Below are 26,945 nucleotides of genomic sequence, written 5' to 3'. Positions count from 1 at the left end.
AACTCTGTTGCGCATGAAGAACCTTGACGCGTTCTACGCAACGCCCAAACTGTCGTCTCCGTCGACGGCGCGTGTCAAGAGGAATCTGAGAACTGTCCCGTCACACAAAAATCCCGTGCCCCGCACCGTTCGAAGGCACCGCGCGAGCGGCGCCAACTACGGTGCGGGGCACGGGAGTTGGGGCGGTGTTTCAGCCGGGTTTCAGGAGCGCTCGAAATCCTCCCTGCGTACAGCGGTACCGGCCCCGTCGCCGGTCGCTCCCGCGGTCGGGTCCGCGCTCGTTTCGGCGAGCCCGCGGCCGAGCGTCTCCTCCGCCCAGGCGAACGAAACAAGCCAGCCCACCAAGGTGATGCCGGCGCCGATCAGCATGGTGGGGCCCGTGCCCAGCTCACTCAGCGAAAGGGGCAGCAGATAGGTGCCCACCGCGGCCCCGATCCGGCTGATCGACGTGGCGACGCCGCCGGCGGTGGCGCGGATCGACGTGGGGAACAGCTCGTTGGGGTAGGTCCACTCCAGGACCGTGGGGCCGCCGGAGGCCAGCGCGTAGGCGCAGAAGCACAGGATCACGACGGCGACGGGCAGGGCGGAGCCGCCGCCGAGGACCGCCAGCGGGATCGCCATCAGCACGAAGGACCAGATCATGATGGGCCGGCGGCCGACCCGGTCCACGAGGCGCAGGGCGGGCAGACAGCCGAGCACGAACACGATGCTGATCAGCGCGGACCCGAGGTTGCCCGAGTTGCCCTCCGCGAGCCCGAACGCCCCGAGGATCGTGGGCCCGAAGGTGTAGAGCGCGAACATTGGCGTGATCTGGCAGAGGTAGAAGATCCCGCAGAAGAGGGTCCGGCGCAGATAGATGCCCCGGAACAGGGTGCGGAAGCGGCTGTCCACGCGCTGTTCGGCCGCCGACGCGGCCATGAGTTCCTCCAGGGCGACCCGGGTGCCGAGCACCTTCTCGACGCTCTGCTGGGCCTGTTCCGTACGCCCCTTGTTCACCAGCCAGAGCGGCGACTCGGGGGTTCCCACCCGCAATAGCAGTACCGCGACGCTCACCACGGCGCTGGAGCCGAGCATCCAGCGCCAGGCCTCGGCGCCTCCGAGCTCGGCGAGCGCGTACCCGACGACGTAGGCCGCGGCGGCGCCGACGTACCAGGCGAGGATGAGGATGCCGAGGAGCCGGCCGCGGTGCTTGCTGGGTGCCCACTCGGCCAGCAGCGAGGTGGCGATCGGATAGTCCGCGCCGACGGCGACGCCGATGACGAACCGGAGGATGACGAACTGCCAGGCCTCGGTGGCGAACAGGGAGATCACGGAGCCGGCCACCAGGACCCCGAGGTCGATCGTGTACATCACCTCCCGGCCGAGCTTGTCGGTGACGGCGCCGAAGAACAGCCCGCCGACGAAGATCCCGACGAGGGCGGAGGTGCCGATGAGGCTCAGCTCGCCGGTGCTCAGGTCGAGTTCGCTCTTCATACCGATCAGCGCGACGCCGATGATGCTGAGCAGATAGCCGTCCAGGAACGGGCCGCCCGCGCAGGCCCAGGTGAGTTTTCGGTGGAACCGGTTCAGTGGTGCCTCGTCGACAGCACGAATGGACATCGCATCTCCCGGAGGTGGGGGACTGAGGACCGCGCGGCATCGTCACGCGCAGGAGAACACTCGGTTGCGCTCTACGGAACGCATCGCTCAACGCGCAACAGAACATGCCCTCATGTGTCCGCGTCAAGACGTCGTACGAGGGAGCATGACTCCCGCCGACCCGGGTAGCAGGACCGGCAATGCGGGCTGTGTATGCCCTAATTCAGGAGACACCAGTTATCGGAGACGAGCGTGAAGATGGAGTCGAAGATCCGCTTCCGCATCGCCCTGCCGCCCGTCCGCGGACAGCGCCTATAGTCGCGCCATGAGAAAGCATGACGCAGACAGTGAGACAACGGGCTCGTCGGGCGCCGGAGTGCAGTCCGTCGACCGCGCCGTGAGCGTTCTGGAGATTCTCGCCCGGCGCGGGGAAGCGGGCGTCAGTGAGATCGCCGCGGAAATCGACGTGCACAAGTCGACGGCCTTCCGTCTGCTGGGCGCGCTCGAGGCGCGCGATTTGGTCGAGCAGTCGGGCGACCGGGGAAAGTACCGGATCGGATTCGGCATCGTACGCCTGGCCAGCTCGGTCACCGACAATTTCGATGTGACCCAACAGGCCCGCCCCTTCTGCGAGCAACTCGCGGAGGAATTCGGCGAGGCCGTCAACATCGCCATACTGCAGGAACATTACGCGGTGAACGTCCTCCAGGTCCGCGGACCGATGGCGGTCAGCACGCACAATTGGGTCGGCCAGCTCACCCCGATGCATGCCACATCCAGTGGAAAGGTGCTCCTCGCTCATGTGCCCGAGCAGGAGCGCACGGAAATGCTCGCGGCCTCCCACATGAAAAAGATGACACCGCACACCCTGACCGCCAAGGGAAAGCTCGAGAAGGATCTCGCGCAGACCCTTGAGCGCGGATATGCGGTGACGCTCGAGGAATTGGAGCTCGGCCTGCACGGAATGGCCGCACCCATCAGAAATGCCCAGGGTGAGGTCATCGCCGCGATCAGCGCCTCGGGTCCCGCCTACCGGTTCACCGAGGCGCGGATGCACGAGCTCTCCCCCACGCTGCTGCGGAGCGCACACGACATCAGCCGCAAGATGGGCTACCTGGACTGAGCGGGAATCTCCCCCTCGGCCGGCTCCATCCGGATGATCACGGCCTTGGACGTGGGGGTGTTGCTGTTCTCGGCGACGCTGTCCAGCGGCACGAGGACGTTGGTCTCCGGGTAGTAGGCGGCGGCGGAACCCCGGGGCGTCGGATAGCCGACGACGCGGAACGCGGGGGCCGTGCGTTCGCTGCCGTCGGTCCACACGCTGATCAGGTCGACCAACGCACCCTCCGCGATGCCCAGTTCGGCGAGGTCCTCGGCGTTGGCCAGGACGACGCGCCGCGCGCCCTTGATGCCGCGGTAGCGGTCGTCCATCGCGTACGGGATGGTGTTCCACTGGTCGTGCGAGCGCAGCGTCTGCAGGATCAGGTGGCCGGGCGGCGCGGTGAGCCCGGTGAAGGTGTTCGCGGTGAAGACGGCGGTGCCGCTCGCCGTCTGGAAGACGTGCTTGTTGACGGGGTTGGGCAGGTTGAAGCCGCCCGGTTCGCGCACGCGCCGGTTGAAGTCGTCGAATCCCGGCACGACGTTCGCGATGTGCTCGCGAATGGTGTCGTAGTCGTTCTCGAATTCCTGCCAGGTGATGCCGTGCCGCTCCCCCAGTGTCCTGCGGGCGAGGCGGCTGATGATGGACACCTCGCTGAGCAGCGCGGGTGAGGCGGGCGCGAGCCGGCCGCGGGTGGCGTGCACATCGCTCATCGAGTCCTCGACGGTCATGAACTGCTCACCGCCCGACTGAATGTCGCGGTCGCTGCGCCCCAGCGTGGGCAGAATCAGCGCGGTGCGTCCGCAGACGGCGTGCGAGCGATTCAGTTTCGTGGAGATGTGGGCCGTCAACCGGCAATTGCGCAGGGCTTGTTCGGTGACATCGCTGTCCGGTGTGGCGCGGACGAAATTGCCGGCGACGCCGACGAACACATGGGCCCGGCCGTCGCGCATGGCCCGGATCGCGTCGACGGCGTCGACGCCGTGCCGGGTGGGCGGGGCGAAGTCGAATTCCTTCTCCAGGGCGTCGAGGAACGACTGCGGCATCCGCTCCCACACACCCATGGTGCGGTCGCCCTGCACATTGCTGTGGCCGCGGACCGGGCAGACGCCTGCGCCGGGCTTGCCGATGTTTCCGCGCAGCAGCAGGAAGTTGACGACTTCGCGGATGGTGGGGACGCCGTGCTTGTGCTGGGTGAGGCCCATGGCCCAGCACACGATGACGTTCCTGGCGCCGAGCACCCGCTGGTGGACCTCCTCGATCTCCTCGCGGGTGAGTCCGGTGGCCTCGAGGACCTCGGCCCAGTCGAGGCCGCGGATGTTGTCCGTGAAGACCTCGTAGCCCGAGGTGTGGGTGTCGATGAACTCGCGGTCGAGGACGGTGCCGGGTGCCTTGTCCTCGGCCTCCAGGAGCAGCAGGTTGAGCGCCTGGAACAGGGCGAGGTCGCCGCCCGGCCGGATCTGCAGGAACTGGTCGGCGATCTCGGTGCCCCGGCCGATGACGCCGCGCGCCTTCTGCGGGTGCTTGAAGCGCAGCAGTCCCGCCTCGGGCAGCGGATTGACGGCGACGATCTTTCCGCCGCGCCGCTTGGTCTCCTCCAGGGCCGTGAGCATCCGGGGGTGGTTGGTGCCCGGGTTCTGGCCGACGACGAACACCAGGTCGCTGTTGTGCAGGTCGTCGAGGCTGACGCTGCCCTTGCCGATGCCCAGCGTCTCGTTGAGGGCGGAGCCGCTGGACTCGTGACACAGGTTGGAGCAGTCGGGCAGGTTGTTGGTGCCGTAGGCCCGCGCGAAGAGCTGGAGCAGGAACGCGGGCTCGTTGGCGAGCCGCCCCGAGGTGTAGAACAGCGCCTCGTCGGGGTTGTCGAGCCGGTTCAGCTCGTCCGCGAGCAGCCCGAGCGCGCCGTCCCAGCCGATCGGCTCGTAGTGGTCGCTGTCCGGGTACTTGACCATGGGCTCGGTCAGCCGGCCCTGCTGGTTGAGCCAGTAGTCGGAAGCGTCCGCCAGCTCGCTGACCGGGTGCTGGGCGAAGAATTCGCGGGTGACGCGGCGCGTGGTGGCCTCGTCGGCGATGTGCTTGGCGCCGTTCTCGCAGTATTCGTTGCGGTGCCGCTTGTCCGGGGCGCCCTCGGGCCAGGCGCAGCCGGGGCAGTCGATGCCGCCGTCCTGGTTGATGTTGAGCAGGGTCAGGGCGGTGCGCTTGGGCGAGGTCTGGCTGAGGGCGTACTGCAAGGCGTGGGCCACCGCGGGCGCTCCCGTGGCCCAGGTCTTGGGCTTGCTCAGGGAAAGATCCTCTTCGGGCTCTTCGACGGCGCGCACGCCCATCACCTCTGTGTTTCCGACTCGACGGGAGCCGGCACGCCCCCGGCGCCCAGCATTCGTCCGCCTCGGCCGGCGGTCAAAGCGGAAAGTCCGATCGTTGATAGGCAGCTACGATCATGGGCGGGCGTCGTCCACCGAAGTCGGCCGGGAAAGGGGTGGGACCGTGCTGCTGCGCCAGCTCGAATACCTGGTCGCGCTCACCAACGCCGGTCACTTCGCGAAGGCCGCCGAGCAGTGCTACGTGTCGCAGCCGACGCTGTCCGAGGGCATCCGCAAGCTGGAGACCGAGCTGGGTGTACCGCTGGTGCGGCGCGGCCGGCGCTTCGAGGGGCTGACGGCGGAGGGCGAGCAGGTCGTCCTGTGGGCCCGGCGGATGCTCGCCGACCGGGACGCCATGCAGTCGGGGCTCGCCGCGCTGCGTGAGGGGCTGAGCGGGGAGCTGCGGCTCGGCGCCGTGCCCACGGCGGTCGGCGCGGTCGCCCTGCTGACGCAGCCGTTCTGCGCGGCGAACCCGCACACCACGGTGAACGTGCAGGCCGACCTCCAGGGCGACGACATTGTGCGCCGGCTGCGCTCCTTCGAGCTGCACGGCGCGGTCTCGTACCACAGCCGGAGCCTGGATCTGCCGTTCGTGCCGCTGTACCGGGAGCGCTATGTCGTGCTCACCCAGGAGGATCCGGGCCGGACGGCGCAGGAGATCAGCTGGGCGGAGGCGGCGGCGCTGCCGCTGTGTCTGCTGCATCCGCGGATGCTGGGGCGCCGGGTCCTGGACGACGTGTTCGCGGAGCTGTCGCTGTCGGTGGCGCCGCGCGTGGAGACGGATTCGATCGCCTCGCTGATCGCGCATGTCCGCACGGGCCAGTGGTCGAGCATCATCCCGCACACCTGGCTGCACGTCTTCGGGATCCCGTCCGGGATGGAGGCCGTGCCGCTGATCGGGCCCCGGCGCAGCGCCCGGATCGGTCTGCTGCTGCCGCCGCGCGATCCGCTGTCGGTGATGGAGCAGGCGCTCGCGGACCTGGCCCGCGTCTCGCGGATGCACACCGTTCTGGACGTGCTGCCGGGCTGAGCGGCCGCCCGCGCAACTCGCCGTTCCGACGCAGCGGTTACCCCCGGGTTTCGTCCCCCGCACACCATTGACGCGCGCCTGAACGCGTGGCTACCGTGACGACGACCCGCCACTGATATATCAGAGCGTCACCAGTCGGTTTTCAAGGAGTCCTCATGACCCCCGACGCACGCGACCTGGCCGCCGCCGACCCGGACGTGGCCGCCGCCCTCGACGCGGAGCTGTCCCGCCAGCGCGACACCCTGGAGATGATCGCCAGCGAGAACTTCGCACCGCTCGCCGTCATGCAGGCACAGGGCTCGGTCCTGACCAACAAGTACGCCGAGGGGTATCCGGGCCGCCGCTACTACGGCGGCTGCGAACACGCCGACGTCATCGAGCAGTTGGCCATCGACCGGGTCAAGGAGCTGTTCGGCGCCGAGGCCGCGAACGTGCAGCCGCACTCGGGGGCGCAGGCCAACGCCGCCGCCATGGCCGCGCTCCTCAAGCCGGGCGACACCATCCTCGGCCTCGACCTCGCGCACGGCGGCCACCTCACACACGGCATGCGCATCAACTTCTCGGGCCGGCTCTACAACGTGGTCGCGTACCACGTGGACGCGGACGACCACCGCGTCGACATGGCGGAGGTCGCCCGTCTCGCCCGTGAGCACCGGCCGAAGCTGATCATCGCGGGCTGGTCGGCGTACCCCCGGCACCTGGACTTCGCGCAGTTCCGGCGGATCGCCGACGAGGTCGGCGCGTATCTGATGGTCGACATGGCGCACTTCGCGGGCCTGGTCGCCGCGGGCCTGCATCCCTCTCCGGTGCCGCACGCCCACCTCGTCACGACGACCACGCACAAGACGCTGGGCGGTCCGCGCGGCGGTGTCATCCTGTCGACGGCCGAGCTCGCCAAGAAGATCAACTCGGCGGTCTTCCCGGGTCAGCAGGGCGGTCCGCTGGAGCATGTGATCGCGGCGAAGGCGGTGGCGTTCAAGCTGGCGGCCGAGCCGGAGTTCGCCGACCGGCAGCGCCGCACCCTGGAGGGCGCGCGCATTCTGGCCGAGCGGCTGTTGCGGGACGATGCCCGGGCCGCCGGGATCGATGTCCTCACCCGGGGCACCGACGTCCATCTGGTCCTCGTCGACCTGCGCCACTCCGATCTGGACGGGCAGCAGGCCGAGGACCGGCTGCACCGCATCGGCATCACCGTGAACCGCAACGCGGTCCCCAACGATCCCCGGCCGCCGATGGTCTCCTCCGGTGTCCGCATCGGCACACCGGCGCTCGCCGCGCGCGGCTTCGGCGCCGCGGAGTTCACCGAGGTCGCCGACATCGTCGCCACCGCGTTCCTGCCCGGTTTCGACGACGAGACGGCGACCGGCCTGCGCAAGCGGGTCACCGCACTCACCGAGCGCTTCCCCCTCTACCCCACCCTCGCGGCCACCGCCCAGGAAGAAGGAGGCCGGCGATGACCACCACGCCCGGCGACGCCCTGCCCGACCACCCCGACTTCCTGTGGCGCAACGCCGCCCCGAAGAAGTCCTACGACGTCGTGATCGTGGGCGGCGGCGGGCACGGACTGGCGACCGCGTACTACCTCGCCAAGAACCACGGCATCACGAACATCGCCGTCCTGGAGAAGGGGTGGCTGGCCGGCGGGAACATGGCCCGCAACACCACCATCATCCGCTCCAACTACCTGTGGGACGAGAGCTCCGGCATCTACGAGAGCTCGCTCAAGCTGTGGGAGACGTTGGAGCAGGACCTCGACTACCCGATCCTGTTCAGCCAGCGCGGTGTCCTCAACCTCGCGCACAACCTCCAGGACGTCCGCGACAGCAAGCGCCGGGTGTACGCGAACCAGCTCAACGGCATCGACGCCGAGTGGCTGGAGCCCGACGAGGTCGCCAAGGTGTGTCCGATCGTCAACACCAGCCCGGACGTCCGCTACCCGGTGCACGGCGCCACCTACCAGCCGCGCGCGGGCATCGCCAAGCACGACTACGTGGCGTGGGGCTTCGCCCGCCGCTGCGACGCGTACGGCATCGACCTCATCCAGAACTGCGAGGTCACCGGGATCGACGTGAGCGGGGGCCGGGTCACCGGTGTGCAGACCACGCGGGGCCGGATCGCCGCCGGGAAGGTGGCACTCGCGGCGGCAGGACACACCTCCGTGCTCGCGCAGATGGTCGGCCTGCGGCTGCCGCTGCAGAGCCACCCGCTCCAGGCACTCGTCTCCGAGCTGCTCGAACCCGTGCACCCCACCGTCGTGATGTCCAACGCGGTGCACGTGTACGTGTCGCAGGCGCACAAGGGCGAGCTCGTCATGGGCGCGGGCATCGACAGCTACAACGGGTACGGGCAGCGCGGCGCCTTCCACATCATCGAGCGGCAGATGGCGGCGGCCCTGGAGCTGTTCCCGGTGTTCGCGCGCGCCCACATGCTGCGCACCTGGGGCGGCATCGTCGACACCACCCCGGACGCCTCCCCCATCGTCGGCCTCACCCCCGTCGAGGACCTGTACCTCAACTGCGGCTGGGGCACCGGCGGCTTCAAGGCGACACCGGGTGTCGGCTGGGCGTACGCGCATACCATCGCGACCGGTGAACCCCATGACACCAACGCGCCGTTCACCCTCGACCGGTTCACGACCGGCGCCCTCGTCGACGAGCACGGCGCCGCCGCCGTCGCGCACTGAGCCCTTCCTAGGAGACATCCATGCAGCTCATCCCCTGCCCCTGGTGCGGGCCGCGCGAGGAGACCGAGTTCCACTACGGCGGCCAGGCACACGTCGAGCACCCCGCCGACCCGCACGCGCTCGACGACGAGCAGTGGGCCCAGTACGTGTTCTTCCGCGACAACCCGAAGGGCCCGTTCGCCGAGCGGTGGGCGCACACGGCGGGCTGCCGCCGCTGGTTCAACGCCGTTCGCGACACCGTGAGTTACGAGTTCCTGACCGTGTACCCCGTGGGCTCCCCGAACCCGCTCGGCACCGGCACGCGAGAGCGCCAGGAGGCGACCGCATGACAACTCCCTTCCGCGCCCCCGACGCACACGGCCGCATCGACCGCTCCACCACGCTGGACTTCGAATTCGACGGCACGCCCTACACGGGGCACCCCGGGGACACCCTCGCCTCCGCGCTGCTCGCGAACGGTGTGCACCGCGTGGCGACGAGCATCAAGTACGGCCGGCCGCGCGGCATCCTGGCCGCCGGGGTCGAGGAGCCCAACGCGCTCGTCCAGATTGAGGCCCCGTTCCCCGAGCCGATGCTCACCGCCACGACGGTCGAGCTCTACGACGGTCTGGTGGCGCGCGGCCTCGGCGGCCAGGGGCGGCTCGCCGCCGAGGCCGACCCCGCCCGGTACGACGCGAGGCACCTGCACGCCGAGCTGCTGATCGTCGGCGCGGGCCCGGCCGGTCTCGCCGCCGCGCTCGCCGCGTCCGACGCGGGTGTCCGGGTCGTCCTCGTCGACAGCGCGCCGGAGCTGGGCGGGAGCCTGCTCGGCACGCGCGAGACCATCGACGGCCGGCCCGCGCAGGAGTGGGTGGAGTCGGCCACGAGCCGACTCGCGGCGTCCGGGAACGTGACCGTCCTGACCCGCACCACCGCCTTCGGCCACTACGACGACAACCTCGTCCTGGCCCTGGAGAAGCGCACCGATCACCTCGGCGCCGCGGCCCCGAGCCACCTGTCCCGGCAGCGGGTGTGGCGCATCCGGGCCGAGCAGGTCGTGCACGCGACCGGCGCCACCGAGCGGCCGATCGCCTTCGACGACAACGACCGGCCCGGCATCATGCTGGCCTCCGCGGCCCGCACGTACCTGAATCGGTACGGCGTCCTCGTCGGCCGCCGGGTCGCCGTCTTCACGACGAACGACTCCGCGTACGACGCTGTGCTCGAACTCGCCGACGCGGGCGTGGAGTTCGCCGCCGTGGTCGACGCGCGGCCGACCGTGCCCGGGCGACTCGCCGGGGCGCTGGCCGAGCGCGGCATCCCGCTCCACCGCGACCACGTCGTCACCGGCACCAGTGGCGTCGAGCGCCTCTCCCGCGTGCACATCGCCGAGCGTTCCGCGGACGACGCCCGGCGGCACGGCGTCGACTGCGACGTACTCCTCGTCTCCGGCGGCTGGAACCCGGCCGTGGCCCTGTTCAGCCAGGCGCGCGGAAAGCTGCGCTACGACGCGGAACTCGCCACGTTCGTACCCACCAAGGCCCTCTCGACCGTACGGACGGCTGGCGCGGCGGACGGTCTGCGCACCCTCGGGGAGTGCCTCGGCAGCGGCATCGCGGCGACGGCCACGGCGCTCGACGCGCTCGGCGTGACGTCCGCGCCGGTCGGCGTCCCCGCCGCAGCCACGGAACTCCCCTCCCCCGTCGCCGTGTTGTGGCGCGTGCCCAGCCCGCAGGACGGCACGGACGGCACCGCGCAGTTCGTCGACCTCCAGCGCGACGCGCTCGTCAGCGATGTGTTCCGGGCCACCCGCGCCGGGCTCCGCTCCGTCGAGCACGTCAAGCGGTACACCACCATCGGCACGGCGCACGACCAGGGCCGTACGTCCGGGATCCTCACCTCGGGCATCGTCGCCGAGGGACTCGGCACGGACATCGCCGATCTCGGCACCACCGGCTTCCGGCCGCCCGTGCAGCCCATCGCGTTCGCCGCGTTCGCGGGCCGCAACCGGGGCGAGCTGTTCGACCCGGTGCGGGTGACCGCGCTGCACGCCTGGCACGAGCGGCACGGCGCGCTGTTCGAGGACGTCGGCCAGTGGAAGCGGCCCTGGTACTACCCGCTGCCCGGCGAGACCATGGACGACGCGGTGCAGCGCGAGTGCCGCGCGGCGCGCAACGGCGTGGCCATGATGGACGGCTCGACGCTCGGCAAGATCAGCGTGCAGGGCCCCGACGCGGGCGAGCTGCTCAACCGGCTCTACACGAACATGATGGCCAACCTGAAGCCCGGCCGGATCCGCTACGGGGTGATGTGCGGGGTCGACGGCATGGCCATCGACGACGGCACGGTCATCCGCGTCTCCGACGACGAGTTCCTCGTCACGACCACCACCGGCAACGCCGCCAAGGTCCTCGAATGGATGGAGGAGTGGCTCCAGACCGAGTGGCCCGAGCTGCGCGTCCACCTCACGTCGGTGACCGAGCACTGGGCGACGATCCCGCTCGTGGGTCCGCGCTCGCGCGAGGTGCTCGCCGCGGTCGTCGGCGACGACCTGGACGTGTCCAACGAGGCGTTCCCATTCATGAGTTGGCGCGACACGGTGATCGCCGGTGTCGAGGCCAGGGTGTGCCGGATCAGCTTCTCCGGCGAGCTCGCCTACGAGGTCAACGTCCCGGCCTGGTACGGGACACACGTCTGGGAGGCGCTGTACGCCGCCGGTCAGCCGCTCGGCCTCACCCCGTACGGCACCGAGACCATGCACGTGCTGCGCGCCGAGAAGGCGTACCCGATCATCGGGCAGGACACCGATGGCACGGTCACCCCGCAGGACCTCGGCATGAACTGGGTGATCTCCAAGAAGAAGCCCGATTTCGTCGGCAAGCGCTCCTTCGCCCGGCCCGAGAACCAGTGCGCCGACCGCAAGCAGCTCGTCGCGCTGCTGCCCACCGACGAGCGGACACTGCTCCCGGAGGGGGCGCAGATCATCGCCACCGAGGCGGTGCCCGAGCCGCCGGTCACGATGCTCGGACATGTCACCTCCAGCTACCGCAGCGACGCCCTGCAACGCACCTTCGCCCTGGCGCTCGTGCGCTCCGGCACCGCGCGTGTCGGCGAGACCCTCTACGTCCCGCTCGACGGCGCCACCGTGCCGGTGACCGTCGCCGAACCCGTCCTCTTCGACAAGGAGGGAGCCCGCCGTGACGGCTGACACCCACACTCCCACGCCCGCACGCTTCAGTCCGCTCGCCGACTGGGCCCCGCAGTTGCCGGCCGGCCTCGGCGCGCGGGAACTCCCCTTCCTCACCCAGCTCACCCTCCGCGTGACACCGGGCAGCGCGGCGGCCACCGCCGTCGAGGGGTACCTCGGGTACGCGCTGCCCGACGCCTGCCGTGCCCATCTGGACGCGGAGGTCAAGGCCCTCTGGCTGGGCCCCGACGAATGGCTCCTGGTGGCGCCCGCCGGGCGGGCGGCGGAGCTGACGGCCGGGCTGCGGTCGGCGATCGGCGAGGAGTTCGCCACCGTCACCGACACCTCGGCGCAGCGCACGGTCCTCGCCCTGTCGGGGCCGCTGCTGCCGGAGATCCTGTCGCAGGGCTGCGCGCTGGACCTCTCTCCGGGCAGGGCGCACGCGGGCGCCTGCCACACCACGCTGCTCGCGCAGGCCGGTGTCACGCTGGTCGTGCGCGAGGCGGGTCCTGCGGCCGTCTGGCTGCTGGTCAGGTCGTCGTTCGCCGGGTACCTCGCGGCGTGGCTGACCGACGCGTGCACCGAATACGGCGCCGAGGACCGCACCGAGTACCGTTCCGAGTACGCCGGGGCCACTTGATGAGCATCAGCGTCTTCGACCTGTTCAAGGTCGGCATCGGTCCTTCGAGTTCGCACACCGTCGGCCCGATGCGCGCGGCGCACACCTTCGCCCACGCGCTGGAGCGGGACGGGCTGCTGTCCCGCACGCGGCACGTCCGCGCCGAGCTGTTCGGCTCGCTCGGCGCGACCGGGCACGGCCACGGCAGCGTCAAAGCCGTCCTGCTCGGGCTGGAGGGCCATGCACCGGAGACCGTGGATCCGGGCCTCGCGGACCCGGCCGTGGACCGGGTGCGGGAGACGGGCCTGCTGCGGCTGCTCGACAAGCAGCCCGTCCCCTTCGCCCTCGACACCGACATCGTGCTCCACCGGAACAAACGCCTGGAGTTCCACTCCAACGCGATGACGTTCGAGGCGTGGGGCACGGACGGGGCGAGCCTGTCGCGTCGTACGTACTACTCGGTCGGCGGCGGCTTCGTCCTCGACGAGGACGAGGCGCACGGCCCGCGGATCGTGCCCGACCGCACCCCGGTGCGCCATCCGTTCACCACCGCCGAGGAACTCCTCGCCCACACCCGGGACACCGGCCTTCCGATCAGCTCGATCATGCTGGCCAACGAGCTGTCCTGGCGCAGCGAGGAAGGGGTGCGGGCCGGGCTGCTGCACATCTGGTCCGTCATGCAGGAGTGCGTGCGGACCGGCTGCGCGGCCCACGGCACGCTGCCCGGCGGCCTGAAGGTGCGCCGCCGGGCGGCCGCCCTCAAGGGCAAGCTCGACGCGGCGCAGGACACCGCGGAGACGGACTCCCTGTACGCCATGGAATGGGTGACGCTGTACGCCCTCGCCGTCAACGAGGAGAACGCGGCGGGCGGCCGGGTCGTCACCGCGCCGACCAACGGGGCGGCGGGCATCATCCCGGCAGTGCTGCACTACGTGGACCGGTTCATGCGTGGCGCCGACGCCGACGCCATCGTGCGCTTCCTGCTCACCGCGGGCGCGGTCGGCGTCCTGTTCAAGGAGAACGCCTCGATCTCCGGTGCCGAGGTGGGCTGCCAGGGCGAGGTCGGTTCGGCCTGCTCGATGGCGGCGGCCGGGCTCGCGGAGGTCCTCGGCGGCACCCCGGAACAGGTGGAGAACGCCGCTGAGATCGGCATCGAGCACAACCTCGGTCTGACCTGCGATCCGGTGGGCGGCCTGGTGCAGATCCCGTGCATCGAACGCAATGCCGTCGCCGCGCTCAAGGCGATCACGGCCGCCCGGATGGCCGTGCACGGCGACGGCCGGCACCACGTCAGTCTCGACAAGGCCATCAAGACGATGCGCGAGACGGGTGCCGACATGAAGGACAAGTACAAGGAGACCGCACGCGGAGGCCTCGCCCTCAACGTCGTCGAATGCTGAGGAGACACCTGTCGTGACCACCACACGCAGCGCACGCACCGCAGTCAACCAGCACATCCTCACCCTCAACTGCCCGGAGCGGCCCGGCATCGTGCACGCCGTCACCTCGTTCCTGGTCGGCGAGGGCTGCGACATCACCGAGCACCAGCAGTTCGACGACCCCGACAACGGCACCGTCTTCCTGCGGACGAGTTTCACCGCGCCGACAGGTACGGACACCGCCCAGCTGGAGGAGCGCTTCGCCGCCACGGCCGAGGCGTACGCGATGGACTGGCGGCTGCGCGACGCGGCGGCCAAGCCCCGGGTCCTCGTCATGGTGTCGAAGTTCGACCACTGCCTCGCCGACCTGCTCTACCGGTGGCGCAGCGGCACCCTCGACGGTGACATCGCGCTCGTCGTCTCCAACCACGCCGACCTGCGCGAACAAGTGGAGCAGGCGGGCGTGGAGTTCGTGCACGTGCCGGTCACCCGTGACACCAAGGCGGCGGCCGAGGAGCGGCTGCTGGGCCTGGTCGACGAGCACGCCATCGATCTGGTGGTCCTCGCCCGGTACATGCAGATCCTCTCGGACGACCTGTGCAAGGCGCTGGAGGGGCGGGCCATCAACATCCACCACTCGTTCCTGCCGAGCTTCGCGGGCGCCAAGCCGTACCACCAGGCCCACGCGCGGGGCGTCAAGCTCGTCGGCGCGACCGCCCACTACGTCACCGCCGACCTGGACGAGGGGCCCATCATCGAGCAGGAGGTGATCCGCGTCGACCACCGGCAGAGCGCCCAGGAACTCGTCCTCGTCGGCCGCGACGCGGAACGCCTGGCACTGGCCCGCGCGGTCAACTGGCACTGCCAGAGCCGCGTGTTGCTGCACGGAAACCGCACGGTCATCTTCAACTGAACCCGCTCGACCGAGCCTCGACCGAGCCCGTTCAACCAAGCCCGGCAGAAGGGCAGTTCCCACCGTGACCACCCTCGTCAAGCTCGACGGCACCAGAGCCGCGGCCGACATCAAGACCGAACTGGCCGCCCGTGTCAAGGCGTTGCGGGCCCGCGGCGTGACACCCGGCCTCGGCACGATCCTCGTCGGGGACCATCCCGGCAGCCACGTCTACGTAGCGGGCAAGCACCGTGACTGCGCCGAGGTCGGCATCGAGTCCCAGCGCATCGAGCTGCCCGCCGACGCCACCCAGGCCGACGTCGAGGCCGCGGTCCTCACCCTCAACGCCGACCCGGCCTGCACGGGCTTCATCGTCCAGCTCCCGCTGCCCCCGCACCTCGACACGCACGCCGTCCTCGAACTCATCGACCCGGCCAAGGACGCCGACGGCCTGCACCCCACCAACCTGGGCCGCCTCGTCCTCGGCACACCGGGCCCGCTGCCCTGCACCCCGCGCGGCATCATCGAACTGCTGCGCCTGAGCGATGTCCGCATCACCGGTGCCACGTTCTGCGTCATCGGCTGCGGCATCACGGTCGGGCGTCCGCTCGGCCTGATGCTGACCCGCAGCAGCGAACACGCCACCGTGACCATGTGCCACGAACGCACGGAGGACATCGCCGCCCACGCCCGCGCGGCGGACGTGGTGGTCGCGGCCGCCGGCTCGGCCCACCTGGTCCGCCCCGACTGGATCAAACCAGGCGCCACGGTCCTCTCCGTCGGCATCACCCGCACCATCGAGGGCATCCTCGGCGACGTCCACCCCGACGTCGCCGGGGTGGCGGGCCGGATGGCACCCAAGATCGGCGGCGTCGGCCCGATGACACGGGCGATGCTGCTCACGAACGTGGTGGAGGCGGCGGAACGAGGGGCGGCAGGCCTGGACGCCACATAGACGGGACGAGTGCCTACCGGGCCCTGGTCGAGCCCGCGGAGCCCTGCCGGGGAACCTCGGCGCGTCCCTCCCCGATCTCCGGTCCGCTCTCCGTCCGTTTCGGAATGAGGAACAACGCCCCCATGGACAGCACACAACACCCCACGATGTAGAGGCTGATGCCGGTGCTGGACCCGGTGTCCTCCAGGATGGCGGCGGCGATCAGCGGGGCGGGGCCGCCGGCGATGACCGAGGCGAGCTGGTAGCCGAGCCCGGCGCCGCTGTAGCGGACGTTGGCGCCGAAGCCCTCGGCGATGAGAGCGGCCTGGGGCCCGTACTGCATGTCATGGAAGACGAGTGACAGCACGATGGCGAGCAGTACGAGCCCCGGTGTCTTCGTGTTGAGCAGAGCGAAGTACGGAAACGCGAACGCGCCCACGCACACGATGCCGACGCCGTACACCAGTCGGCGCCCGTAGCGGTCGGAGAGGTGCCCGAACACGGGGATGGTGACCAGCCCGATCGCGGCGGCGACGAGCGTGTCGTTCAGGAGATCGCCGCGGTCGAGCCCGAGGTGGGAGGTCCCGTACGTCAGGACGAAGGTGATGAAGAGGTAGAACGGCGCCTGCTCGGAGAGACGGACGAACGCGGCGGCGATCACCTCGCGCCACTGGAACCGCAGCACCTCCCACAACGGCATGCGCACGACGGCCTCTTCCCGCTTCACCGCGGTGAAGTCGGGGCTCTCCAGGACCTTGAGACGTACGTAGAGGCCGACGGCGACGAGCACTCCGCTCGCCAGGAACGGCACGCGCCAGCCCCAGCTCTCGAAGCTGTCACCGGAGGCATCGCTCAGCCACTTGACCATTCCGGTCGAGAGCAGCAGCCCGAGCGGCACCCCCATCTGCGGCCAACTGGCCATCAGCCCACGGCGCTTCTTCGTCCCCCACTCCATGGACAGCAGCACGGACCCGCCCCACTCGCCGCCCACTCCGATGCCCTGGAAGACACGGAGCACCACGAGCAGGATCGGCGCGGCGAGCCCGATCGACGCATAGGTGGGCAGACATCCGATCAGGACCGTGCTCACACCCATCAGCAGCAGGGTGATGACGAGCGTGGACTTGCGGCCGACCCGGTCGCCGAAGTGCCCGAAGATCGCGGCCCCCAGGGGCCGGGCGGCGAACCCGACGAACTGGGTGGCGAAGGAGGCGAGCACGCCCGTGTACTCGGACTGCCCGGGGAAGAACAGCTGCGGGAAGACGAGCGCCGCTGCCGTCCCGTAGAGGAAGAAGTCGTACCACTCGATGGCGGTACCGACGGTACTGGCGACGACCGCGCGATTCCGGTCCCCGCGCACGGCGGACCGCCCCGCCCCAGCCCCAGCCCCTGCATCCTGCGTCGCCACGACGCCTCCCTGCCCTGCCGTCGACCGAGCCACGGCACACGGGAACGAAAACTTACGCGAGAGTGCTCTCTGGTCGCGTCCATGTCAAGGAATCGGGCGAGGTCCAACTACCGGGCGAGGGCGAGGCCGCCCACGGCGAGCGGCCCGCGCGGCGCACCCGCGTTCACGACGCCCTGACCGCGCCGGTCCGTCCGCCGTCCTGGGCGTGTTCCGCGCGGGCCGCCTCCAGGAGGTTGCGCCAGGACGTCACGGTGGGGCGGCGGCGCAGCAGGGCGCGGCGTTCGCGTTCCGTGGCGCCGCCCCAGACGCCGTATTCGATGCGTTCGTCCAGGGCGTGCGCCAGGCACTCGGTCCTCACCACGCACGTGTCGCAGAACCGCTTGGCGTGGGACTGGGCCGCGCCCTCCACGAACAGTTCCTCGGGGTCCGTGGTCTTGCATGCCGCCTTGTCCCACCACGAGTTGAAGATGTCCGTCACTGTCTGCTCCTTGCTCCTGGCAAATTCGGTCCGTCTCAGGTGCGATTCGCGACCGTACGCCATAGATCCTCAACAGGCAGCCCATGACCAGGAGTTGAACGGTGAGTCACCGAGGGTTTCGGGCTGTCAGCCGAGCCCCGCCACCGCGTCGCCGAGCCTGCGGAGCGCCTCGTCCACCGTGGCGCGCGGACAGCCCAGGTTCACTCTCATGTAGCCGTGGCCCTCGGCCCCGAACTTCTGCCCCCGGTCCAGCCACAAGCGCGCCTCGGTGAGCATGAACCTGTCGAGCGCCTCGGCGTCCATACCGAGTCCCCGGCAGTCCATCCACGCCAGGTAGAGCGCGTCCGCGGGCAGCACGCGCAGCTTCGGTGTGGCGGCGTGGACCGCCTTCGCGAAGTGTTCGTGGTTGCCGCGCAGATAGCCGAGCAGTTGCTCGAGCCAGGGCTCGCCGTGTGTGTACGCCGCCTCGGCCGCGACCATGCCCAGTACGTTGACCAGCGGGAACACATTGCGCTCGTACTGGCGGGCGAAGTCCTCGCGCAGCCGGCGGTCCGGCATCAGGATGTTCGCGCACTGCATTCCGGGGAGGTTGAACGTCTTGCTCGGCGCCGTGCAGGTGATGCTCGTGCGGGCGAACTCCGGGCCGAGGGAGGCGAACGGGATGTGTCTGCGGGCCGGGTTGAGGACCAGGTCCTGGTGGATCTCGTCGGACACGACCAGGACACCGTGCCGCGCGCAGATCTCGCCCATGGTGCGCAGATCTTCCTCGGTCCAGACGTTGCCGGTGGGGTTGTGGGGGTGGCTGAGGATGAACAGTTTGGTGTCGGGGCGGATGGCGTCCTCGAAGGTGCGGGCATTGAACCGGTAGCCGTCGCCGGTGCGTTCCAGCGGCGCGTGCGCGAGGTGCCGGCCGTTGAGGCGTACGTCCTCGTGGAAGTGCACGTAGACGGGCGGCTGGATCAGGACGGAGTCGCCGGGCGCGGAGAAGGCCTGGACGATGGTCTTGAGGGAGGTGATGACGCCTGCCACAGGGACCACCCAGTCGCGCGACACGTCCCAACCGAAGCGTTTGGCCTGCCAGTTGACGACGGCGTCGAGGTAGCTGTCGGTCGCGCCACCGGGGTAGCCGAGGACGCCGTGGTCGACGGCGTCGTGCAGCGCTTCGAGGACCGCCTGCGGAGCCTTGAAGTCGGTGTCGGCGACCCACATCGGCAGGGGCTCCGCCGCGGCCTCGTCGGGGGCCAGGAGGGAGTCGGCGAAGGTCCACTTCATGGAGTTCGAGCGCGTGCGGTCGACGACGGTGTCGAAGAGCGAGGTGCTTTCGGTTGCCGGGCCTGATCCTGAAGTCGTCTCGGATGCCATGCCTGGATGCTAGATCCGGTCCGGCTGCCACGACCGGGCCTAGATCCGGGACGGGCGCCGCGATCGGGCCTGGATCAGGTCCAGTTGCCACGACCGGGCCTAGATCCGGTCCGTCAGCTCCTCCGCGTAGACCTGCGAGAGCGGCTGCGGTCCCACGTACTGCTGGCAGTCGCACTGACCCGCCTCGTAGTGGGTCGGCTTCTTGTTCTCGTCCCAGGCCGTGGGGACCTCCACGCGCTCGTGGCAGCGGCCCGCCTTGTCGTGCTTCGCGAGGTGGTGGGTGCAGCCGCACACCGGCTCCGGCGGCTTGTTCGCCGCCTCCACCGCGAGGCGGGCCTGCTTGGCGGCCTCGAGCCGCTCCAGCCTCCGCTCGTGCCGGTTGCGCAGCGCGCCGCGTGCGGTGTCCGCCACCCAGGCGAACGCGCCCGTCCAGAACAAGATGAGAACCGCCCAGAACCAGTTCATCGACCGCCCCTTCCCCCCGGATGCGCGTGCGGTGACCTACAGGATAGGCGCCGCACCACGGCTACGCGCCCTCCCGGCGCGCCCGCACCACCCCCGTGCCGCCGTCCACCGTGACGACGTCGCCGGTCTCGATGCGCGTCACCGCGTCCGGTACGCCGACCACGGCCGGGATGCCGTACTCGCGGGCCACGACCGCGCCGTGGGAGTTGGCGCCGCCCATCTCCATCACGAGGCCGCCCGCGGTGAGGAACAGTGGGGTCCAGCCCGGGTCGGTGGACGGGGCGACGAGGATCTCGCCCGGCTCCAGGTGCGCGCCGACGGGATCGGTCACCACGCGCGCGTGCCCGGTGATCTCGCCCGCGGAGGCCGCGGTGCCGACCAGGTCGCCGGACGCGTGGGATACGGCCCGCGTGCGCTGAGTGGCCTCGGGTTCCGTTCCGTCGGAGAGGAGGACCCGCGGGATGTGGCGGCGGCGCACCTCCCGTTCGTACTCCTCCTTGCGCTCACCGACCGCCGTCCGCAGGTCGCCCTCCCGCGAGCGCATCTCGTCGAAGTCGAGGAAGAAGACGTCCTGCGGGGCGTCGAGGCGGCCCTGTGCGTGGAGTTCGGCGCCGCGCTCGGCGATGCGCTCACGCAATGCCCCGAACAGCGTGATCGCCAGGTACTTCGGGTACTCGCGCAGCCCCGCGAGCAGCCGGGTGCGACGCAGGGCGAAGCGGACGATCGGGCCGCGCCCCTTGGCCCGCCGGGCGAGCCGCTCGATCATCGCCTCCGCCTCGGCGGCCCCGCGCGCGAACACGGCGTCCGGCTCGGCCTGTTCGTCGTTCAGGCGCAGGTAGTTGCGGACGATGCCGATGATGTGCGCGGGGTCGTCGGACCAGCGCGGGAGGCCGAGGTCGATCTCGGCGACGGCCCGGTGGCCCCACTGGCGCAGGAAGGCGTGGAGCCCGTCCTGCGCGACCGGCGGCAGTTCACCGGCGCGGTAGCGGGCGACCAGTTTCCGCACGTCCGCGTCCTGGAACAGCACCACGGCGTCCGGCTCGGCGCGGATCGCCCGCGCGAGACCCCACAGGTCGAGGTCCATCTCGGTGGTGACGTTGTTCGGCAGGCTGCGCAGGACGGTCTGCAGTTCGCCGGGTTCGGTACGGACGAGCCTGCTCGTGAGCGCGAGCATCGCGAAGCCGACCAGGGCCGCGGGGGCGACGGTCGGCAGCACCGGGATCACGCAGTCGCGCAGCGCTTGCTCCACGGTTTTCGCCTGCGCCGCCTCCAGGACGCGTGTCTCGGTACGCCGTGCGCGCCGCACCGCCGCCTTCGGGTCGACAACCGCCCGCAGCACGGTGGACGGGGCGTGGAACCTGCGGGCGAGGCGCGCCACCCGCCGGACGGCGGGCCACGGCGACGTCTGCGTCAGGGCGAGGCGCGGGTCGTCGTACAGGCCGCGCAGGGTCCGCGCCGAGCGGGCCTCCATGACGTCGAGCACGCGCGGGAAGACAGCTCTTCCCGTCCTGCTGCGCAGGACGCCGGTGACGTCGATGAAGACGCGTCCGGCCGCCTCGGTGCAGCCCTGTGAGCGTGGGTCGCCGATGACGATCTCGCCGGCGGCTCGGGCGATCTCACGGATGGCCGCGCGCCCGGCCGGAGTGATCGGCCGCTCCAGGCCCTGGGCGAGGCTGAAGCAGAAGTAGACGCGGAGGTCGTCGCGTGTGCTGTCCCGTTCGGCGTCGCGCGCGACGGCTCCCGCGACGCCGCGCTCCGGCAGCGGGAACAGCGTCGTGATGGGCCTCGACTGGGTCAGGTGGACTTCCCCCTGGGCGTCGATGGCCCACTCCGTGTCCTGCGGGCTGCCGTAGTGCGCCTGCACCCTGGCGCCGAGCGCGGCGAGCCGGAGGATCTGGCGGTCGGTGAGACAGGGCGCCGGGTTCTCGCCGATGTCGACCTTCTCCGTGCCGCCACCGGCCAGCGAGCAGACGAGGAACCTCTTGTCACCGAGCCGCCGCTCCACGATCTCCCGGCCGTCGACCACGAAGTGGTCCGGATTGACCGCCCCGGAGACGACGGCCTCGCCGAGCCCGGGGCTCGCGTCGATGACCGTCTGGTCGCGCCTGCCGGTGACTGGGTTCGCGGTGAACATCACGCCGGACACCGCCGAGTCCACCATCCGCTGGACGACGACGGCGAGTTGGACGCGACCGTGGTCGATGCCGTTGCTCTCGCGATAGCTGACCGCGCGGTCGGTCCACAGCGAGGCCCAGCAGCGGCGTACCGCGTCGAGGACGGCGTCGGCGCCGACGACGTTCAGGTACGTGTCCTGCTGTCCCGCGAAGCTGGCGAACGGCAGGTCCTCGGCGGTGGCACTGGAGCGCACCGCGACGGCCGCGTCGCCTCCAGAGTCCGCGCCCAGCTCCGCGTACGCCGCGAGGATCGCCTCCCGCAGCTCCGCGGGCACCTCCGACTCGACGATCAGGCGTCGCGCCTTGTCGGGGCGCAGCCCCGCGAGGCCGTCCGTCGCCGGAATCCTCCGGTAGGCGTCAGTGGTGACGCAGAAGCCGTGCGGCACGGGCAGCCCGGCTCTGGCCAGTTCGCCGAGGTTGGCCGCCTTGCCGCCGACGGTGTCGAGCATCGTCGCGTCGATGGAACGGAGGTCGAGGACGAGCGGCATGGCGTTCCTTCCTGCCTGCGGTGACCGCCCGACGCGCCTGGTGACGTCGGACCGTGCTTTATTCATCATGCGATGAATAAAGCACGGTCGTCAACGCCGGGAACCCGGCCAACGACCTCAGCCCTGCGACTCCGGCAGCGGCTCCCCGGTCTCCAGGAGTGTCTTGAGGCTGGACAGCAGGGCGGGCCAGCCGTCGCCGATCATGCCGCGGACGGTGCTGTCGGGGTCGAAGCCGTCGTGGACGACGGTGAGCTTCACGGTCTCCCCCATCGGCTCGAGGTCGAAGGCCACCTTCGAGCGGCCCTCCCCCGCGATGCGCCGGCGCAGCTCCTCGTCGACCCCGGCGGCCTGCGCCCACTCGGGAGTGAAGGTGTGCCAGGTGTACGCGAGCCGGCGCGGCGGTTCGGCCTCCAGGACGACCTGGTCGGGATGCTCGGTGCGGTTGCCGCCCTCCGCCCACACCATGGGCGAGCCGGGCTTCCAGTCGGTCTCGAACGCGACGCCCCAGTAGCGGCGGGTGAACGCGGGTGAGGTGAGCGCCTCCCACAGCCGCTCGGGGGTGGTGCGGATGTAGCTGGTGTGAACGAAGGGCGTTGCTGCGGCGCCGCCGGGGGTGGCGTTGCTCATGGGGGATTCCTCTTCCAGTGCGGTACGGAGGTCGTCGAGGGCGGCGGCGCGATGCCGGTCGTAGCGGCTCAGCCACCGGTCGGCGACCGCGTTGAGGGGCGCGGCGTCGAGGTAGTGCAGCTTCTCGCGGCCCCGGCGCACGGTCGTGACAAGCCCCGCGGCCTCGAGGACGGCGAGGTGCTTGCTGACCGACTGCCGGGCCATGTCCAGCTCGCCGCACAGTTCGCCCAGCGTCTGGCCGCCCCGGTCGTTGAGGCTGTCGAGCAGCCGTCGGCGGCCGGGGTCGGCGAGCGCCTTGAATATCGCGTCCACGGGGGTCGTGCCCTCTTTCGGTCGACTCGACATGCAGCCGATTGGCTGCTTATTCGACGATAGGCAGCTGATTGGCTGCATGTCAATCGGGGAGGTTCGATGGTCCGGCATGGTCCGGGAAGGTCCGCGGTGGTCCGGGGTGGCCACGCCCACCCCTCCCGTGGCGGCTGGCGACTCCAATTCACGTGCGCGGTACGGCCGTTGATGCCATCGTTGCCCCATGCAGCCACCACCTCCGGAAGCTCCCCGCCCCGGCGACGCCTTCGGTGGCGTTCTCGCCCGCTGCTGGCAGGCCGGCGCCGCCCCGTGGTCGGCCGTCGAGGTGATCGAGCGCGACGACGGGCTGATCAGGGCCAACGATGCCGCGCGGTACTTCAGCACGCTGGAGCAGTGGCCCGCGCTGGAGCGGTGGGCGTGGGGGCAGGCCGGTGGGCGGATTCTGGACTTAGGGTGCGGCGGCGGGCGGCACGCGGTCGAGTGGGTGGGCCGTGGACATCGCGTCGTGGGCATCGACCCGTCCCCCGGGGCCGTCCGGATCACCCGCGAGCGCGGCGTCGAGGCGCTGGTGGGCGAGGTTCCCGAATTCCCCGACGGTCTGGGCCGGTTCGACACCATCGCCATGATGGGCAACAACTTCGGCCTGCTGGGCGGCCCTGACCGCGCGCCAGGCGTCCTGTCCGCCCTCGCCGCCCTGGCCTCCCCCAGCGCCCTCCTCATCGGCTCCGGCTCGGACCCCGGCGACGGCGGGGTCGACCACGCGGCGTACCACGCCCGCAACCTCCGGCACGGGCGGGCGCGGGGCCAACTCCGTCTCCGCGTCAGGGACGAGGCGACGGCGTCACCATGGTTCGACTACTGGCTGGCGGCACCGGACGAGCTCACGGCCCTCATCGACGCGTCCCCGTGGACCCTGGAGACCCTGCGCCGGGATCCGGACGGCTCCGGCTACGTGATGTGCCTGCGCCGGTGACCTTTCGGGGCCGCTCGGGGCCGCACTTCAGCCGCCGGACTTGAGGGCACCGCGGTCCACGCCCTGCCGGCCAGTACCGTTTTCGCTGCCTGACCCCGTCCCCCGCCATGAACCCCTGGAAGGAACGCACCCGTTGAGCACGGCCGGTTACTTCGAACGCATCGACGAGCACCGCTACAAGCCCACCGCCCACGCGAGCGGGGCCTGGGACCCCGACGAGATGCACTTCAGTCCCCTCGGCGGCCTGGTCGTGCACGCGCTCGACCGCCACCTCGTCGGCCGACCGGACCGCGGGCTCCTGGTGTCCCGGCTCAGCTTCGACATCCTCGGCCGTCTCGCCCTGGACGAGTGCGAGATCCGTATCGAGACCGTACGGCCCGGCCGCACCATCGAACTCCTCGAAGCGGTCGTGCTCATCTCCGGCAGGCCCGTCGTACGAGCCCGGGCCTGGTTGCTCGCCGCCGGTGACACGGCGGCCGTGGCCGGTGGCGCGGACGAGCGGCTCCCGGCGCCCGAGGGGCTCGCCCCGTGGCCGATGGCGTCCGTGTGGCCGGGCGGCTACATCGCCTCGCTCGACGTCCGTCCGGTCGCGCCCCCGCAGCCGGGCCGTACGACCGCGTGGATCGCGACCGGGCTCGACCTGGTCGCCGGGGAGGAGGCCGGCCCGCTCGCCTCGTACGTCGCGCTGGTCGACACCGCCAACGGCATCGCCGTACGCGAGTCACCCACGGACTGGATGTTCCCCAACGTCGACCTGACGATTCACCTCCACCGCCTCCCCGCAGGCGGCTGGACCGGCCTCGACACCACGGTCGTCTTCGGCCCCACCGGCCAGGGAGTCACCACCTCGGTCCTCCACGACACCAACGGCCCCGTGGGTCACGCGCAGCAGATACTCACCGTCCGCCCCCAGCCCTCCCGGGAACTCTGAACACCCGCCGCGGGTTGGGAGTGTCATGGAGTTCGTCTTCTTCATGACACTGCCCGGGCTGGTCATCGTGCTGACGCTGCTGGCCTTCGTCGACCAGCTGCTGTTGCGCGCCGGCCGGGCCGGGGTGCTGCCCTGGCGCCCTGGCACCCGGCAGGGCCAGGTGTCGGCGACCGGGTTCGAGCAACTGCACGGCGCGCTGTCGCCCGGCAAACAGCACGAACCCAAGGAGCGCCAGTCCGCGCTGGTCATGCCGGACAACGAGGACGACGGGGCGCCGCCCCACAGGACGACGGTGAACCTGGAGGGCGGGACCGCGGTCGTCCGCCTCCCCCGGGCTCACGGCTAGCGGAGCCGGGGCGCCGCCTACGCGGCCTTCACAATCCCGCCACGCTCGGCGGCCGCCCACTCCGCGACCAGCACCTCGTACTCCCGACGCTGCTCCGCACTCAACCGGCCACCGGAGCGCAGCATCAGGTCGCGGATCCGCTCATTGAGTTCTTCGGCGGACCGGGCGGGACCATGCTCGGGTGTGGGGATCATGTGAAGAGAATAGTGGCAGCCACTGACAACGGGCACGCGAATTGCGCCCGACCGGACGTGCTGTGCCACACACTCGACGCCCAGACCGGGTTCCGACGCCGGAACTTGGGCCATCCGGATGGAGGGACTCCGCTATGGCAGACAGCCCCTCCCCGCCCCCTGATCCCTCCCGAACCACGCGCGGGGCCCGGCCGCACACTGCGACCGGGCCCCGCGCACGCACCACCACCGGTCACACCCCGGCGACCAGCTCCAATCCCTCGGCCACGACACGGCCGTCGTGCAGGACCGTACGGTCGCGGCCCCGGTCCATCACCGCGCTGCTCGGTGTCTCGCCGTCGACCAGGACCAGGTCCGCACGGTCGCCCACCGCGAGGCCCGGCCGGTCGGTGACACCGGTCAGGCGCGGCACCTCGTGGCTCATGATGGAGGCGCCGCCCATGGTGGCCACGGCGAGGGACATCTCGATGTGGTCGTCGCGGCGGAAGTTGTTGGTGAAGGCCAGCTGCCAGGTGCGGTCGAGCAGATCGCAGTTGCCGTACGGGCTCCAGTAGTCGCGCTGCCCGTCCTCACCGAGGCCGACGCGGACGCCCGCCTCGGTGAGCTGGACGAGGGAGAGCTGGTTCTTGGCGGCGGGGGCGACGGTCGCCATGGCGATGTCCAGTTCCGCGAACTCCTCGATGAGGCGGCGGCTGGTGGACTCGTTGACGGAGCCGAGCTCGTAGGCGTGCGACATCGTCACCTTGCCCTGCATGCCGAGGGCGCGGACCCGCTCCAGGATCAGGTCGGTCGAGAACACGCCCAGCTCGCCCGGCTCGTGGAGGTGGATGTCGACCTCGACCTGGTACTTCTCGGCGAGCCCGAAGACGACGTCGAGGTGCCCCTTGGGATCCCGGTCCAGGGTGCACGGGTCGATGCCGCCCATGACGTCCGCGCCTGCCTTGAGCGACGCCTCCAGGTATTCCTCGGTCCCGGGCTCGCGCAGGATGCCGGCCTGCGGGAACGTCATGATCTGGACGTCGGCGAGGTGCCCGTACTTCTCCTTGGCCGCGACCACGGCCTCGAACTTCTCCAGCTTGCAGTCGACATCGACCTGCGCGTACGTACGCACTCGGGTCGTGCCGCGCGCGATCATGCGCTCCAGGGTGCCGGCCACCCGCTCGTTCAGCGGGACCTCGGCGTCGCGCCAGTTCTCGCGGTCGTTCATCATCATCGTCCACACGCCGGGGCCTCCGGTGTGCGGGCGGAACGGCAGGCCGATGCGGGTGGAGTCCAGGTGGACGTGCACATCGCTGAAGGAGGGGAAGAGGAGCCGGCCGCGGCCCTCGACGGTGTTCCCGACGGGCTCGGACTGCGGGTCGTGCGGGCGGATCGCGGCGATGCGGGCGCCGTCGAGCTGTACGTCACTGCGCTCGCCGCCCCAGGGGCGGACGTCACGGATGAGCATGTG

The 26,945-nt window shown here is 70.7% G+C and carries 23 protein-coding genes; 13 read left to right on the top strand and 10 right to left on the bottom strand.

The annotated features are described in order from the left end of the window. Positions 1-201 precede the first annotated feature (201 nt). Positions 202-1,599, bottom strand: coding sequence for an MFS transporter (locus tag ACFV9W_RS09660; protein ID WP_385757303.1), 1,398 nt, complete (start codon positions 1,597-1,599; stop codon positions 202-204). A 304-nt stretch (positions 1,600-1,903) separates the two neighbouring features. Here ACFV9W_RS09660 and ACFV9W_RS09655 point away from each other — a divergent pair, with 304 nt between their 5' ends. Beyond that, positions 1,904-2,701 carry an IclR family transcriptional regulator gene (locus tag ACFV9W_RS09655; RefSeq protein WP_385757301.1) on the top strand — a complete coding sequence of 266 codons (798 nt, stop codon included), beginning with the start codon at positions 1,904-1,906 and terminating at the stop codon, positions 2,699-2,701. Here ACFV9W_RS09655 and ACFV9W_RS09650 read toward each other — a convergent pair. Next, a complete protein-coding gene (locus ACFV9W_RS09650; RefSeq protein ID WP_385757299.1) occupies positions 2,689-5,001 on the bottom strand; it encodes an FdhF/YdeP family oxidoreductase in 2,313 nt (770 codons plus the stop codon). The two genes, ACFV9W_RS09655 and ACFV9W_RS09650, sit on opposite strands and share 13 nt — an antisense overlap. Positions 5,002-5,161: 160 nt before the next feature. Between ACFV9W_RS09650 and ACFV9W_RS09645 the strand changes: the two genes are divergently transcribed. The 9 genes from ACFV9W_RS09645 (at position 5,162) to ACFV9W_RS09605 (ending at position 15,761) form a co-directional block, all read left to right on the top strand. Beyond that, on the top strand, positions 5,162-6,067 hold the full coding sequence (locus tag ACFV9W_RS09645) for a LysR family transcriptional regulator (RefSeq protein ID WP_385757297.1): 906 nt from the start codon (positions 5,162-5,164) through the stop codon (positions 6,065-6,067). 155 nt (positions 6,068-6,222) lie between these two features. Next, complete coding sequence (gene glyA / locus ACFV9W_RS09640) at positions 6,223-7,524, top strand: serine hydroxymethyltransferase (RefSeq protein ID WP_385757295.1); 1,302 nt, start codon at positions 6,223-6,225, stop codon at positions 7,522-7,524. Further along, positions 7,521-8,750, top strand: coding sequence for a sarcosine oxidase subunit beta family protein (locus tag ACFV9W_RS09635; protein WP_385757293.1), 1,230 nt, complete (start codon positions 7,521-7,523; stop codon positions 8,748-8,750). The genes glyA and ACFV9W_RS09635 overlap by 4 nt, the downstream gene beginning before the upstream one ends. A 20-nt stretch (positions 8,751-8,770) precedes the next feature. Further along, positions 8,771-9,079, top strand: a complete 309-nt coding sequence (locus tag ACFV9W_RS09630) for a sarcosine oxidase subunit delta (RefSeq protein WP_267073367.1) — start codon at positions 8,771-8,773, stop codon at positions 9,077-9,079. Next, the gene (locus ACFV9W_RS09625) at positions 9,076-11,937 is read left to right on the top strand and encodes a 2Fe-2S iron-sulfur cluster-binding protein (protein ID WP_385757291.1); all 2,862 of its coding nucleotides are present in this window, start codon (positions 9,076-9,078) and stop codon (positions 11,935-11,937) included. Before ACFV9W_RS09630 ends, ACFV9W_RS09625 begins: the two co-directional genes overlap by 4 nt. Further along, positions 11,927-12,556 (top strand): sarcosine oxidase subunit gamma, encoded by a 630-nt coding sequence (locus ACFV9W_RS09620; RefSeq protein WP_385757289.1) that lies wholly within the window; start codon positions 11,927-11,929, stop codon positions 12,554-12,556. Before ACFV9W_RS09625 ends, ACFV9W_RS09620 begins: the two co-directional genes overlap by 11 nt. Beyond that, on the top strand, positions 12,556-13,935 hold the full coding sequence (locus tag ACFV9W_RS09615; protein WP_385757287.1) for an L-serine ammonia-lyase: 1,380 nt from the start codon (positions 12,556-12,558) through the stop codon (positions 13,933-13,935). Before ACFV9W_RS09620 ends, ACFV9W_RS09615 begins: the two co-directional genes overlap by 1 nt. A 13-nt stretch (positions 13,936-13,948) precedes the next feature. Beyond that, complete coding sequence (gene purU / locus ACFV9W_RS09610; RefSeq protein WP_385757286.1) at positions 13,949-14,827, top strand: formyltetrahydrofolate deformylase; 879 nt, start codon at positions 13,949-13,951, stop codon at positions 14,825-14,827. A gap of 64 nt (positions 14,828-14,891) precedes the next feature. Next, on the top strand, positions 14,892-15,761 hold the full coding sequence (locus tag ACFV9W_RS09605; protein WP_385757284.1) for a bifunctional methylenetetrahydrofolate dehydrogenase/methenyltetrahydrofolate cyclohydrolase: 870 nt from the start codon (positions 14,892-14,894) through the stop codon (positions 15,759-15,761). 13 nt (positions 15,762-15,774) lie between these two features. Here the strand turns inward: ACFV9W_RS09605 and ACFV9W_RS09600 are convergent, their stop codons facing one another. The 6 genes from ACFV9W_RS09600 to ACFV9W_RS09575 form a co-directional block, all read right to left on the bottom strand. Further along, entirely contained in the window at positions 15,775-17,148 is a 1,374-nt protein-coding gene (locus tag ACFV9W_RS09600; protein ID WP_385757282.1) for an MFS transporter, read from the bottom strand. 163 nt (positions 17,149-17,311) lie between these two features. Beyond that, entirely contained in the window at positions 17,312-17,617 is a 306-nt protein-coding gene (locus ACFV9W_RS09595) for a WhiB family transcriptional regulator (protein WP_385757531.1), read from the bottom strand. A 135-nt stretch (positions 17,618-17,752) separates the two neighbouring features. Further along, positions 17,753-18,988 (bottom strand): MalY/PatB family protein, encoded by a 1,236-nt coding sequence (locus ACFV9W_RS09590; RefSeq protein WP_385757280.1) that lies wholly within the window; start codon positions 18,986-18,988, stop codon positions 17,753-17,755. A 99-nt stretch (positions 18,989-19,087) separates the two neighbouring features. Next, positions 19,088-19,453 carry a hypothetical protein gene (locus tag ACFV9W_RS09585; RefSeq protein ID WP_385757278.1) on the bottom strand — a complete coding sequence of 122 codons (366 nt, stop codon included), beginning with the start codon at positions 19,451-19,453 and terminating at the stop codon, positions 19,088-19,090. 61 nt (positions 19,454-19,514) lie between these two features. After that, complete coding sequence (locus ACFV9W_RS09580; protein ID WP_385757276.1) at positions 19,515-22,115, bottom strand: PEP/pyruvate-binding domain-containing protein; 2,601 nt, start codon at positions 22,113-22,115, stop codon at positions 19,515-19,517. A 117-nt stretch (positions 22,116-22,232) separates the two neighbouring features. Continuing rightward, positions 22,233-23,054 carry a metalloregulator ArsR/SmtB family transcription factor gene (locus ACFV9W_RS09575; protein WP_385757274.1) on the bottom strand — a complete coding sequence of 274 codons (822 nt, stop codon included), beginning with the start codon at positions 23,052-23,054 and terminating at the stop codon, positions 22,233-22,235. Between the two features lie 220 nt (positions 23,055-23,274). Between ACFV9W_RS09575 and ACFV9W_RS09570 the strand changes: the two genes are divergently transcribed. From ACFV9W_RS09570 to ACFV9W_RS09560, 3 genes are all read left to right on the top strand, one after another. After that, the gene (locus ACFV9W_RS09570) at positions 23,275-24,024 is read left to right on the top strand and encodes a class I SAM-dependent methyltransferase (RefSeq protein WP_385757272.1); all 750 of its coding nucleotides are present in this window, start codon (positions 23,275-23,277) and stop codon (positions 24,022-24,024) included. Positions 24,025-24,157: 133 nt separating this feature from the next. Next, complete coding sequence (locus tag ACFV9W_RS09565; RefSeq protein ID WP_385757271.1) at positions 24,158-24,955, top strand: thioesterase family protein; 798 nt, start codon at positions 24,158-24,160, stop codon at positions 24,953-24,955. Between the two features lie 25 nt (positions 24,956-24,980). Beyond that, on the top strand, positions 24,981-25,301 hold the full coding sequence (locus tag ACFV9W_RS09560; RefSeq protein WP_385757270.1) for a DUF6191 domain-containing protein: 321 nt from the start codon (positions 24,981-24,983) through the stop codon (positions 25,299-25,301). Positions 25,302-25,318: 17 nt separating this feature from the next. Here ACFV9W_RS09560 and ACFV9W_RS09555 read toward each other — a convergent pair whose 3' ends face one another. Continuing rightward, positions 25,319-25,495 carry a hypothetical protein gene (locus ACFV9W_RS09555; RefSeq protein WP_385757268.1) on the bottom strand — a complete coding sequence of 59 codons (177 nt, stop codon included), beginning with the start codon at positions 25,493-25,495 and terminating at the stop codon, positions 25,319-25,321. A gap of 232 nt (positions 25,496-25,727) precedes the next feature. Further along, positions 25,728-26,942 carry an amidohydrolase gene (locus tag ACFV9W_RS09550; protein ID WP_385757267.1) on the bottom strand — a complete coding sequence of 405 codons (1,215 nt, stop codon included), beginning with the start codon at positions 26,940-26,942 and terminating at the stop codon, positions 25,728-25,730. Positions 26,943-26,945: the final 3 nt, after the last annotated feature.

This window comes from Streptomyces sp. NPDC059897, from assembly GCF_042730865.1.
In the GTDB taxonomy this organism is placed as follows: Bacteria; Actinomycetota; Actinomycetes; order Streptomycetales; family Streptomycetaceae; genus Streptomyces.
The sequence above is the reverse complement of the archived record's forward strand: the minus strand, read 5'-3'. Positions and strand labels throughout refer to the sequence as shown.